This window comes from Agromyces sp. GXS1127 (assembly GCF_050565425.1).
Taxonomy (GTDB): domain Bacteria; phylum Actinomycetota; class Actinomycetes; order Actinomycetales; family Microbacteriaceae; genus Agromyces.
Genome location: NZ_JBOCIG010000002.1, coordinates 228,120 through 240,236 on the forward strand (window position 1 = coordinate 228,120; position 12,117 = coordinate 240,236).

At 68.8% G+C, this 12,117-nt stretch carries 9 protein-coding genes; 5 read left to right on the forward strand and 4 right to left on the reverse strand.

Annotated elements, in window-relative coordinates; translation table 11 throughout:
- Position 1 precedes the first annotated feature (1 nt).
- Positions 2–1,012: a LacI family DNA-binding transcriptional regulator gene (locus tag ACQ393_RS04030; protein WP_430645533.1), complete on the reverse strand. Its 1,011-nt coding sequence runs from the start codon at positions 1,010–1,012 to the stop codon at positions 2–4.
- A gap of 247 nt (positions 1,013–1,259) precedes the next feature.
- On the opposite strand from ACQ393_RS04030, the gene ACQ393_RS04035 reads away from it, so the two are divergent.
- Entirely contained in the window at positions 1,260–4,295 is a 3,036-nt protein-coding gene (locus ACQ393_RS04035) for a family 78 glycoside hydrolase catalytic domain (RefSeq protein WP_430645534.1), read from the forward strand.
- A gap of 283 nt (positions 4,296–4,578) precedes the next feature.
- Complete coding sequence (locus ACQ393_RS04040; protein ID WP_430645535.1) at positions 4,579–4,836, forward strand: LuxR C-terminal-related transcriptional regulator; 258 nt, start codon at positions 4,579–4,581, stop codon at positions 4,834–4,836.
- 538 nt (positions 4,837–5,374) lie between these two features.
- On the opposite strand, the gene ACQ393_RS04045 is transcribed toward ACQ393_RS04040, so the two are convergent.
- Positions 5,375–6,322, reverse strand: a complete 948-nt coding sequence (locus tag ACQ393_RS04045) for a LysR family transcriptional regulator (protein WP_430645536.1) — start codon at positions 6,320–6,322, stop codon at positions 5,375–5,377.
- Between the two features lie 93 nt (positions 6,323–6,415).
- On the opposite strand from ACQ393_RS04045, the gene ACQ393_RS04050 reads away from it, so the two are divergent.
- The 3 genes from ACQ393_RS04050 to ACQ393_RS04060 are packed head-to-tail and all read left to right on the forward strand — an operon-like array spanning position 6,416 to position 10,163.
- Positions 6,416–7,711 carry an MFS transporter gene (locus ACQ393_RS04050; RefSeq protein ID WP_430645537.1) on the forward strand — a complete coding sequence of 432 codons (1,296 nt, stop codon included), beginning with the start codon at positions 6,416–6,418 and terminating at the stop codon, positions 7,709–7,711.
- Positions 7,708–8,685, forward strand: coding sequence for an amidohydrolase family protein (locus ACQ393_RS04055; RefSeq protein ID WP_430645538.1), 978 nt, complete (start codon positions 7,708–7,710; stop codon positions 8,683–8,685). Before ACQ393_RS04050 ends, ACQ393_RS04055 begins: the two co-directional genes overlap by 4 nt.
- On the forward strand, positions 8,682–10,163 hold the full coding sequence (locus ACQ393_RS04060; protein ID WP_430645539.1) for an aldehyde dehydrogenase family protein: 1,482 nt from the start codon (positions 8,682–8,684) through the stop codon (positions 10,161–10,163). The genes ACQ393_RS04055 and ACQ393_RS04060 overlap by 4 nt, the downstream gene beginning before the upstream one ends.
- Here ACQ393_RS04060 and ACQ393_RS04065 read toward each other — a convergent pair.
- Positions 10,151–11,038, reverse strand: a complete 888-nt coding sequence (locus ACQ393_RS04065; RefSeq protein ID WP_430645540.1) for an NmrA family NAD(P)-binding protein — start codon at positions 11,036–11,038, stop codon at positions 10,151–10,153. The genes ACQ393_RS04060 and ACQ393_RS04065 overlap by 13 nt on opposite strands.
- Positions 11,035–12,117 carry an amidohydrolase family protein gene (locus ACQ393_RS04070; protein WP_430645541.1) on the reverse strand — a complete coding sequence of 361 codons (1,083 nt, stop codon included), beginning with the start codon at positions 12,115–12,117 and terminating at the stop codon, positions 11,035–11,037. Before ACQ393_RS04070 ends, ACQ393_RS04065 begins: the two co-directional genes overlap by 4 nt.

The following is a 12,117-nucleotide window of genomic DNA, read 5'->3' on the forward strand; positions in this document are numbered from 1 at the left end:
CTCAGCTCGAGCCGCGCACGACCAGCTGAGGTCGCACCGGCCGATGGGCCGCCGGGCCGCCATCGGCAAGCGAGCCCTCGACGCTCGCGAGCAACGTGGAGAACGCCGTGCGTGCAAGTTCGCGGAAGTCGAAGCTCAGCGTGGTCAGCTCAGGCGTGACGACGAGGCCGACCGCCGAACCATCGACCCCGATGATCGACACGTCCGCCGGTACGCTTCGTCCGGCCGCCTGACATGCCTTCAACGCGCCGACCGCAATCGGGTCGTTGAAACAGACGAACGCGTCCAGGTCCGGCCACTGCGCCAGCGCTTCTTCGGCTGCGAGCCTCCCTAGGTCGATCGATGGCTCGCTGGTCGCAGTGTGTCGCAGCACCAGCTGGTCGAGCCCCAAGCTCTCGACCGCATGAACGAAGCTCGTGGCCCGTTCAGACCGAGGCTGCGAACGCGACCAATCCAGCATGACGATCCGGCGTCGCCCCTTCGAGACGAGGTGACTCGCAGCATCCGCCATCGCGCTCTCGAAATCCAGGCGTACCCAGGCGCGACGGCGCAAGTCCGGCTTGGGGTCCAGGAGGACGATCGGGGTCGGACCCACCAATTCGTCGAGCTCAGTTTCCGGAACGTCCACGAGACCGAAGAGCGCGTCGACGTGGTCCAGCAACGTTGCCACCGCCGAGCGGGCATCGTGAGACGTCTCGGCGATGAGCACCGTCCATCCGCGCTCGGTCGCCTCATCGAGCACCGCGGAGGCGAGCTCCGCCCAGAACCCGTTGGTCAGGTCGACGACGACGAGGCCCAGGGTCGGTGTCCCTCGCGATACCAGACCCCTGCCGAATCGGCTCGGGCGATACTGCAGCTCTCGAGCAGCGTCCAGCACACGTTGCTTGGTGGCCGCGCTGATGCCCGGCATGTCGTTCATGGCGCGGGTCACCGTCTGCCTGGATACCCCGGCACGTTCGGCAACGTCGATGATGCTCGCGCGCCGACCCAGGAGAGAAGCGCCGGTCGACATACTCGCAGTGTAACGACGACCGGGATTGGAGTCTCGAAGTCCAACCCGCCGCTCGCCGCGATCGGCGCCGGCGTGGAGCACACCAGCGATTCTGACCGGATGCGGCCAAGATCCTCTTGAGGTCTTGCCAGCGTCTCACCCTCGGGCTGAACTAGCCGAAAACCACTCAATGACGAGGGAGCAGTTCGTGTCCATCCAGAAACCATTCAGAACGATCGCTCTGACCTCAGCCGTGGCCCTGGGTCTGATGACGCTGACTCCGACGGTCGCCCTCGCGGCTCCACACGCCGCCGTGACCCACCTGACCACGGAGCACCGCGTCGCTCCGATCAACGTCGACGTCGAATCGCCCCGATTCGGCTGGAACATCACCTCGACCGAGCGGAACCAGCGCCAGACGGCGTACCGGATCGTCGTCGCCACGTCGGAGGCCGGCCTGAGCAATGGCCGAGGCGTGGTCTGGGACACCGGCAAGGTGGCATCCGATCGGCAGATCGCGGTCGAGTACGAGGGCGAGGCACTCGAGCCGTCAACCGCGTACTTCTGGAAGGTCGATGTATGGGACGCGAACGGTCGCCTCATCCGCCCCGGTTCGGAGGTCGCTTCGTTCGAGACCGCGTTGCTGAGCGACGATGGCGAGACCAACTGGGACGGCGCTGAGTGGATCTCGATGGCGGACAAGGAGCCGAACTCCCCCGGCATGCCGATGTTCCGCACGGATGTCGATCTGGCCAAGCCTGCGGTGCAGGACGCGCGCCTCTACATCAGCTCGCTCGGCGTCTACGACGCGTACATCAACGGCGAGCGCGTCTCCGTCCCGCAGGGCGACGGCGAGACGGTCGAACTGCTGACCCCCGGCTGGACCAACTACGACGTCAAGGTCAACTACATGACCTACGACGTGACCGACATGGTGCGGGCCGCCAAGCAGGACGGCGGCGAACTCGCGGTGGGCGCGGTGCTCGGCAATGGCTGGTTCAACAGCAGCATCTCGAACGGAGCGAACTACTACTCGCGCAACGGTAACCCACTGGCACTGAAGGCCAAGCTCCTGGTCGAGTACGCCAACGGGACGACCGAGTCGATCGTGACCGAGGCGGGCGACCAGTGGCGCGCCACCGACACCGGCCCGTACCGCTTCGACGGCGTATACGACGGCCAGGACTACGACGCCACGATGGAGATCCCGGGCTGGAGCGAGGCGGACTTCGACGACTCCGGCTGGGCCGGCACTGTCGAGAGCCCGTACGAATCGACGTTCCCGGACGCCGTGCTGACCGCCTACCCCGGCGAGACGGCTCGCATCATGGACGAGATGTCGCCCCAGCCTGTGTCGCTCTCGGTGCACACCGGCGTGACGAACGAGGAGTCCAGCCCCAACGGCCGCGGCGAGGTCGTCGTGGACGAGTCGCGCTCGGTCTCGGGCGACGCTGCGGCGGACGCCGAGGTGACCCTCGCCCACGGTGAGACCGCAGTCTACGATCTCGGCCAGAACATGGTCGGCGTCCCGAAGTTCACCGTGAGCGGTGACGAGGGCACGGCCATCCGTCTCCGATTCAGCGAGTTCCTCAACGACGACTCCGAGGGTGCGGATGGACCGGAGGGTTCGGTGTATCTGGAGAACCTGCGCGGAGCACGTGCGACGACGAACTACATCCTCTCGGGCGACGGCATGGAGACGCACCAGGACAGCCTCAGCTTCTACGGTTTCCAGTACGTCGAGGTGACTGTCATGACGGAGGGTGCTGAGGTCACGGTCCACGACGTGCAGGGCAAGGTCGGCACGTCGGCGATCACCGACATCGGCCGTGTCACGACCGACGATCAATACATCAACAAGCTGTTCGAGAACACCCGGTGGGGCCAGCGCGGCAACTACCTGTGGATCCCGACCGACTGCCCGCAGCGCAACGAGCGCCAGGGCTGGACGGCCGACACCCAGGTCTTCGCCAACACCGCCCTCTACAACGGTGACTCGTCGTGGTTCCTGAGCCACTTCATGGACAGCTTCATCGACACCACGGAGCTCTACGGCCCGGACGGCGCGCAGTTCACCTCGGTGTCGCCGGGAGCGGCGTTCTCGTTCCTGTCGCAGCGGGGCATCAGCGGATGGTCGGACGCGGGCGTGGTGATTCCCTGGACGCTCTGGCAGATGACCGGTGACGACACCATCATCGACGACAGCTGGGGCGCGATGGAGAAGTACCTCGACTGGATCCACGAGCAGACCGGCGACTCGTGGGCCGGCCAGGGCGCGGTCTTCGGCGACTGGCTCTCGTTCCAGCACACGTCCAACCAGCTGACGAGCGACTACTACTACGCGTACTCCACCTCGTTGATGAGCCAGATGGCCACGGCCACCGGGCGCACGGCGGAGGCTGCGAAGTACGACGACTGGTTCGCCAACCAGAAGCAGGCGTTCCTCGACAAGTACGTGGTGGACGACCCGGTGGCGGGCGTGCGGATCCTCTCCTCGCTGCCAACCAGCGGCTTCGCGCTCACGAACGGCGGCATCCCGGAGGACGATACCCAGACCGCACTGCTCTGGGCGCTGAAGCTCGGGTTCTACGAGGACGATGAGCAGCGCGACCAGATGATCCAGCTGCTGGCCGACAACATCAACGCCACGGATGAGTTCGTGGCCAACCACGGCCCCCAGGGGACTCAGACCATCGAGACGACGCGGGCCGACTACGCCCCCGACACGATCTCGGTGGGCTTCCTGGGCGCGAACATCATCAACCCGGTGCTGACCGACGTCGGACGCGGTGACCTCGCGTACACGCTCTTGCACCAGGATGAGATGCCGTCCTGGCTGTACTCGGTCAAGAACGGTGCAACCACCATTTGGGAGCGCTGGAACTCGTACTCGATCGAGGACGGCTTCGGTCCGGCCAGCATGAACTCGTTCAACCACTACGCCTACGGCGCGATCGTGGAGTGGATGTACGAGGACATGGCCGGCATCTCGAAGGACACGGCCAACCCCGGGTTCAAGCACTTCTTCCTCCAGCCGCACATCGACCCGACCGGGGAGATCACCGAGGTGGAGGGCGAGTACCGGAGCCCGTACGGCGATATCACCAGCGCGTGGAGCGTCGACGGTGATGCGTTCTCCTACGAGTTCGACATTCCGGCGGGCACCACCGCGACGGTTCGCGTGCCGGCAGCGTCGGCCGACGTCGTGAACGTCGACGCGGACGTCGATGTGGAGTTCATGGACGGAGTTGCCGAGTTCATGCTCGGCTCGGGCAGCTACTCGGTGACGAGCACGCTGGGCTGATCCGCCCTTCCATCGCTGCGGTGCAGCGTCCGGGATCCCCGGTCGCTGCACCGCAGTCGTGTGCGCGTGAGTTCGAGCCGATGTTCGGATACGTGTCGGGGAGCTCCGGCCACGACGCATCCGAGATGTCGACCCGGGGGTACGGAATCGGGCCCGGATGTAGTAGCTTCGACTCGAAGATTGAATCCATTCAGTTGGCGTTCAACCATCCATCCGGAGGCCGTGACGACGCGACGCGAGGGGGTTCCTGTTGCACTCTGCAAGGCCGGAACGAGAGCGACCCATGCGAGACCACATCTCAGGGATGCAGGACCCACGAGGCCATCGCCGCGACCGGAACCGCTCCGCTCAAGATCTGTCCGACGAGGAGCGCGCTATCCTCGCCCTCCTTGCCGATGGGCTCACCTTCGGGCAGGTCGCCTCTCGCGCGGGCCTCTCCGAAAGGACGGTACGTCGGCGGATCGAGAACGCCGGGCGCGTGCTCGGCACCCGCACGACGATCGAGGCCGTCGCCGTTGCTGTGCGCTGCAGCCTGGTCTGACCGTGCCGCGCCTCCGGTCGGGTAACCGCATAATCAGTGGTGAAGCGTACTTTCCCGCAGACTCGAACCAAGGACAACTCGTCAGGGATCACGTCCTCCCAGGCTTCGCGACGGCGAATCCCCCGAGATCCCCGGAAGTGCGGGCGAGAGGCCACAAAGGACCGCGCCCAACCTGAGAGGGTAGCGGAAATCGGACATACCGTCCGCGCGTTCGCAGAAAAACGAAAACCCCCGGCGAATCGGGGGTTTCTCTTGCTGGGGTACCTGGACTCGAACCAAGAACAACTGAAGTCGATCTCGGCGTTTCGGATCCGGCCCGTGAGGGGCGGAATTCCGCGTGATTCCGCGGATCTCATGGGCCCCAGTGTACGCGCTGCTACGGAGTCATACGGGCCGAATCTGGTCTCCGAGGGAGTTCTCTGCCGGTTCCTGGTCACCTGCGGCGGCGGTCGTCAGCATTTCGCGGGCGAAGGAGTCCGTGCGACTCGCGAGAGTCGGCATGCGCGGGCGAATCCTCGCCGTGTCGCACCATCACGTTTCAGCGAACGCCTCGGCCGGCGAGCGGCGCATCGCCATCGCGATGATGCCGCGCGGTCGCCACGCCCGACACCTGCACGACCAACTGTCGCAGCCACCGTTGGACCGGGTCCGCATCGAGCCGGGGGTGCCAGTACATCCCGTACGACAGGCCGGTGATCTCCGGGGGCGCCTCGGCGATCCGGATGGATGCGTCGGCGTGCCGCTCGGCGAGGCGGCGGGGCAGGACGGCGATGAGCTCGGTGCGACGTACGGCGGCGATCGCGGCCGTGAAGTACGGCACCCGCACCTCGGTCGTCGCGTGGACGCCGAGCCGCTCGAGCTGACCGACCACGATCGTCTGCTGCGGGAACATGCCCGCAACGGTCGCGTGCGGATGCTCGCCCAACTGGGCGAGCGTCAGGCGATCGGCCGTCACCGGATGGGACGCCGAGAGGACGCAGACGAAGTCCTCCGTGAAGAGCATCCGGCGGCGAAGGTTGCCGGGCGCGACGAGCGGCGTGAGCACGAGGTCGAGGCGCCCCTGGTCGAGATCGTCGAACGTCGACGGTGCCATGGATGCGATGGAGAGCGACATGTTCGGGGCCGCTCGAGTGAACCGCGGAAACAAGTCGTCGCCGAGGATCGTGACCGCGAAGTCCGACCCGGCGATGCGAACGGTGTCGGCAGCGGTCGCGGGATCGAACGAACCGCCCTCGAAGAGCGACCGGAGTGTCGGCATCACGGTGGCGAGCTCGTCCTGGATCACCCGTGCGCGTGGGGTGAGCTGGTAGCCCGTCGGCGTGCGAACGAGGAGTTCGTCGTCGCATGCGACCCTGAGCCGTGCGAGCGCGCGACTCATCGCCGACTGGGTGAGGTTCGCTCGTGCCGCCGCGCGCGAGACGTGACGTTCCCGGAGGAGCAGCTGCAGCGGCCGCAGCAGGTTCAGGTCGACCGCATCGATATGCATGCGCATCATAGTAACCGTGCCCTGATATGCATTGGACACCTGTTTGCCGCCATGCCAGCCTGATGCCACCCGAAAGAACGGAGCAGGTCGATGGTGACCGAATCTCCCGTGATCGCACGCACGATCTCCGAGCGCACCCTTCTGTCGCTGGCGTTCGCCCTCCTGATCCTCGAGGGATACGATCTCGCCGCGCTCGGCGTCACGCTGCCGTCGATGCTCGCAGATCCCGGTTTCGGGCTGTCGACGTCCTCCGGGGGCATCGCCGGTGCGGTCACGGCGCTCGGCATGCTCGTCGGCGCGGCGCTCGGCGGCATCCTGTCGCATCGCGCCGGCCCGCGTCGGCTCCTCGTCGTCGCGATCGTCCTCCTTCCGCTCGGGATGCTGACCTGTGCGGTCGCGCCGTCCGCCGGGATGTTCATCGCCGGGCGCGCTGTCGTCGGAATCGGGATGGGCATCGTGCCCCCGACCCTCCTCGCGCTCGTCACGGACCTGTCCGTGGTCGGGCGCCGGTCGCGCAACGTCGGGATCGCGATGGCGGGGATCGCGCTGGGCGGACTCTCGGCTCCCCTCATCGCCGCGGCCCTGCTGCCCGCCGCGAGCTTCCGCTGGATCTACGTCGTCGGCGCCGTCCCCGCGCTGCTGGTGATCCCGTTCGTGATCAGGCTCCTCCCCGAGAGTCCCGTGCACCTGATCCGGGCGGGCCGGATCGACGAGGCGCACGACCTGACCTCGGCGATGGACCTCCCCCTGCCGGTCCTCGACGACGAGGGTCCGCGCGGGCTCGGACTCCGCGCCCTGTTCCGCCCCGGGCTGTGCGCGGTCACCGTCCTGTTCTGGCTGATGGCGGCCTGCGCGCTGCTGCTCGTGTTCGGGGTCACTGCCTGGCTGCCGACGATCATGCAAACGGCCGGCTTCGAGCTCGGCTCGGCGCTCCTCCTGACCGCCGTGGTCGCCGTCGGAGCCGGGGTCGGGATGGTGGTGGGAGGCAAGGTCGCCGATGCCGTCGGTCCGAAGCTCGTGACCGTCATCGCGTTCGGCGCAGGAGCCGCGAGCCTGATCCTCATCGCCCAGGGGCCGCCGTTGTGGGCGCTGTTGCCCCTGATGCTCGTATGCGGGTTCGGACTGAACGGGACGCAGGCCCTGATTAACGCGTTCGTGCTGGCGAGGTACCCGGCAGCCCTCCGGGGAACCGGCTTGAGTTGGACGCTCGCGGTCGGGCGCACCGGCGCGATGCTGGGGCCGATCATTGGCGCCGCCGTGCTGTCGTCGGGTCTCGCGGTCCAGTGGAACTTCTACGCCTTCGCGATCGTCGGCGTCATCGGGGCGGGCCTCGCGCTCGCGATCCCCGCCACGGCACGCGCCGACGCATCGGATCGGCCGTCCGCATGAGGGTCATCGCACTCGAGGAGCACATGTTCCCGCGCGACGTCATCGAGTCCGCCGGCCTCGACTTCGGTCGCCGCGCAAGCGTGCGCATCCAACAGCTCGACGACCTCGACGAAGGTCGGCTGCAGGCGATGGACGATGCGGGGGTCGACGTCCAGGTGCTATCCGCACTCGCCTGGACGGTGCAGGACCTCGCCCCGACACAGTCGGCCGACGTCAGCCGCACGCTGAACGAGCGTCTCGCCACCGCGGTCGCGAGGCATCCGGATCGGTTCCGCGCCTTCGCCTCACTGCCGATGTCCGACCCCCTCGCCGCGCGCGACGAGCTCGTACGGTGCGTCGAGGAGCTCGGCTTCCTCGGCGCGATGATCCACGGCCAGACCCGCGGCGTCTTCCTCGACCATCCGTCCGTGCGCCCGATCCTTGCCGCCGCCGAGCATCTCGGCGTGCCGATCTACCTCCACCCGGCGCCACCGCCGCCCGCCGTGCGGGCGACCTACTACTCCGACCTCGACGCCGACGTGGCCGAGTGCCTGTCGACCTCGGGCTGGGGTTGGCACTCGGAATGCGCCATGCACGTGCTGCGCATCGTGGTCGCCGGCGTCTTCGAGGATCTGCCGGGACTCGAGCTGATCGTCGGGCACATGGGCGAGGGGCTTCCCTTCCACCTCGAGCGCATCGAGGACATGCTCACGCCGGTCGTGAAGGGCCATTCGCTGACCGTCGCCGAGACCCTGCGCCGCAACCTCTGGCTCACGACGAGCGGATACGACCACGACGCGCCGCTCCAGTGCGCGCTGTCGGCGTTCGGCGTCGAGCGCATCCTGTTCTCGGTGGACCATCCGTTCGCGAGCAGCAGCCGTGCGACCGCCCGCCTGCGTTCAGCACCCCTGTCGGAGCACGATCGCGCGCTCATCGCCCATGGCAATGCCGAGGCCCTCCTCGGAATACGACCCCAGCAGAGAAGGACGGCATGACCATCACCGACGCGGCGCACGCCCCGATCGCGACCTCCCACTTCATCGACGGACGCTGGTCGGATGCCTCGAGCGCGACCTTCCCGGTCCGCAATCCGCTCGATGACGCGCTCGTGGCCGACGCCGCCGCCGGCGGACGAGCCGAGGCCGAGGCGGCCGTGGCCGCGGCCTCGGCGGCGTTCCCCGCGTGGGCCGCGCTGCCGCCGGCCCGGCGACAGCAGTTGTTCCTGACCGCCGCGGACATCGTCGATCGTCGCCAGGAGGAGATCATCCGACTGATGGCCGTCGAAGGCGGCTCGAGCCGTGCGTTCGCCGCGTTCCAGGTCCACCTGTCCGCGGCGATGCTCCGGCAGGCGGCCGGTTGGGGCTACCTGCCGTACGGGGACGTCCTGCGCAGCGACGTGCCGGGCCGCACCGCGACCGTCACCCGCGCGCCCCTCGGCGTGGTCGCCGGCTTCACGCCGTGGAACGGCGCCTTCTACCTCGCCTGGCGCACCTTCCTCCTGCCGATGGCGTTCGGCAACACGACCGTCGTGAAGCCGTCGGAGGAGGCGCCGCTGACCGCCGGGCTCCTCCACGCCGAGATCCTCGCCGAGGCCGGCTTCCCACCGGGCACGTTCAACGTGGTGACCCACGCCCCCGGCGAGGCATCCGCCGTCGCCGATGTCTTCTTCGAGAGCCCGGCCGTGCGCTGCATCAACTTCACCGGTTCCGACCGCACGGCGCGCATCCTCGGAGAACGCGCGGGCCGAGCGCTGAAGCGCATGGTCCTCGAGCTCGGCGGATTCAACCCGGTGCTCGTCCTCGACGACGCCGATGTCGAGGAGGCGATCAATGCGGTCACGTTCGGCGCGTTCCTGCACCAGGGACAGGTATGCATGAACACGCGCAAGGTGTACGTCGCGCGAGCACTCCACGACGAGTTCGTCGCCGGCCTGGCGACACGCGTCGACGCGTTGAAGGTCGGAGATCCCACAGATCCCGAGGTCGTCATCGGGCCGCTCATCAACGACCGCGCTGTGGCCCAGGTCGAGGCACGCGTGCGCGACGCGCTCGATCGGGGGGCGACGCTCGTCACGGGCGGAGAGCGCGACGGACGGCTCTACCGACCGACCATCCTCACCGACGTCCCGAGCGACGCGGTGTGCACCACCGGCTGCGACGAGACCTTCGGCCCGCTCCTGGTCATCGAGGCGTTCGACGACCCCGAGCGGGCGCTCGCCGACGCGCAGGACACGCCGTATGGGCTCAGCGCGGCGATCATGACCCGGGATCGCGCGCGCGGCCTCGACCTCGCCGAGCGACTGCATGCCGGCATCGTCCACGTGAACGCGCCCACCATGGCCAGCGAGGCCGCGCTCCCCGTCGGCGGCGTGAAGGACAGCGGCTGGGGCCGGTCCGGGTACTACTCCGTGGAGGACTTCACCGAACTGCGGTTGCGGACGGTCAGCAGCCAGCCGGGTCGCTACCCGTTCTGACCCGCTGCGGCGCGGAAGGCGCGCCACTCCCGCCGGACGAACGCGGCGAACGAGGTCGGCTCGCGTCCCAGGAGCCAGGTCAGCACGTTGGGATTGCCGACGAAGTCGCTCGCGCTGTAGCGGGCGCTGATCGAGCGCAGCACGCGGAGTTCGTGCGTCGCGGTCGTCGGGTCACGATCCCCGAGCCATGCCCCGGCGTAGGTGTCCGCATCGATCCGGCGCGCCTCGATCGGCCGACCCATCACGTCGCCGATCGTCTCGGCGAGTTCCACGGCCGTCCACCGGCCGGGTGCGACCAGCTCGTAGGTGGCCGCGGCGTGGCGGGCGGAGTCGGTGAGCGCGGCGACGGCGACATCGGTGACGTCGTCGAGGTCGACGAGGCTCTGCCGCCGCTCGAGCGACCACGACAGCTCGAACATCCCTCGCGTGAAGGCCGGGCGGAGCTTCAGCGGCAGCATGTAGTTCGACGGCTGCAGGATGGTGAACTCGAGCCCCGAACCGAGCAGGTGCTCCTCGACATCGCGCTTGATCTCGTGCTGCACGAGGTCGGTGATGATGGCGTGCAGCACCGAGCTGAACACGAAGTGCTCCACGCCCTCGGCGCGGGAAGCGTCGATGAGGCCGATCCCCATCTCGCGCTCGCCCGGGCTGAGCGTCGCGCCGACGTGGTAGACGCGGTCGACGTCGCGGACGGCGCGACGCTGCACGGCCGGGTCGGCGAGGTCGCCGACCACGACCTCGTCGATGCCGAGTGCGCGCAGGCTCGCCGCGGAGGCCTCGGACCGCACGGCGGCGCGGACCGGCAGTCCGGCGCGCAGCAGCTTCGGGATGAGGAGCCTGCCCTGGTTGCCCGCCGCGGCGGTGACGAGGATCACGCGACGCCCACCACGCGCTCCCCTGCGATCCAGACGCCTCGAATGTCGCGCGTCGCGGCGATGTCGATCGTGGGGTCGGCGTCGAGCAGCACGAGGTCGGCGCGGAGGCCGGGCGCGATGCGGCCGCGATCGTCGAGCCCGAAGTGGTCGGCGGCCGCCGAGGTGGTGGCGCGGAGGGCCTCGTCTGGGCTGAGGCCGGCCTCCACGAGCAGCGCGAGTTCGTCGTGGAGGCTCGTGCCGTGCGTCGGCGAGGCCGGTGCCGCCGGCGTCTCGTTGGCGTCGGTTCCGGCGATGATCGGGACCCCGGCCGCGTGCAGCGCACGTACCGACTCGCGCGCCGGCTCGTAGGACGGACCCGGCGCGCCCGACGCCGCGAGTCGATCGACGATCTCCCGCATCATCGTGAGCGTCGGCACCACGACGCGGCCGTCGGAAGCCAGGCGCGCCGCCTGCTCCGCCCCGATCGGCTGGTCGAGGGGAACGTGGGTTAGTACGTCGACTCCGGCGCGTTCGGCCATGTCGACCGCATCCGATCGCGACGCGTGCGCCACCGTTCGCAGCCCGTGGTCGTGCGCGGCCGCGACGAGGGCGTCGACGGTCTCCTGGTCGAATCCGGGGAGGTCGACGACGATCTTCAGGTAGTCGGCTCCCTGCGCGAGCCGACGCTCGACGGCGTCGGTCGCCTCGGCGGCGCCGGGTACATGGGTCTCCGCAGCACCGGGCACGGCCGACATCCGCTGCGCATGCGCGCTCGTCGGCGAGGTGAGAGCGAGCATGCCGCTGCGGATGTCGGCCACCCCGGTGCGTCCCCGCATCGCGGCGACGAGCGGCGGCGGCGAGCTCATGTCGAGCGCCGTCGTCACGCCCGAGGCGGCGAGCAGCTCCTGCGTCTGCGGACCGGCGAGGTGGATGTGGGCGTCGATGAGGCCCGGGATGAGGAAGCCGCCCTCGGCCGCGACCTCCGGACCGGCGCCCGCCTGCGCGGCATCCGCGATCCTGCCGTCGACGATCGCGACGTCGGTCGGGTCGCCGAACCCGTCGCCGTCGAAGACACGGACGCCGCGCAGCACGGTGGCCAT

What these genes read in the sequence shown, in the direction of transcription:
- ACQ393_RS04030 (WP_430645533.1), bottom strand. Translation starts at nt 1,012, where the DNA reads ATGTCGACCGGCGCTTCTCTCCTGGGTCGGCGCGCGAGCATCATCGAC.
- ACQ393_RS04035 (WP_430645534.1), top strand. Translation starts at nt 1,260, where the DNA reads ATGACGCTGACTCCGACGGTCGCCCTCGCGGCTCCACACGCCGCCGTG.
- ACQ393_RS04040 (WP_430645535.1), top strand. Translation starts at nt 4,579, where the DNA reads ATGCGAGACCACATCTCAGGGATGCAGGACCCACGAGGCCATCGCCGC.
- ACQ393_RS04045 (WP_430645536.1), bottom strand. Translation starts at nt 6,322, where the DNA reads ATGCATATCGATGCGGTCGACCTGAACCTGCTGCGGCCGCTGCAGCTG.
- ACQ393_RS04055 (WP_430645538.1), top strand. Translation starts at nt 7,708, where the DNA reads ATGAGGGTCATCGCACTCGAGGAGCACATGTTCCCGCGCGACGTCATC.
- ACQ393_RS04060 (WP_430645539.1), top strand. Translation starts at nt 8,682, where the DNA reads ATGACCATCACCGACGCGGCGCACGCCCCGATCGCGACCTCCCACTTC.
- ACQ393_RS04070 (WP_430645541.1), bottom strand. Translation starts at nt 12,117, where the DNA reads ATGGCCACCGTGCTGCGCGGCGTCCGTGTCTTCGACGGCGACGGGTTC.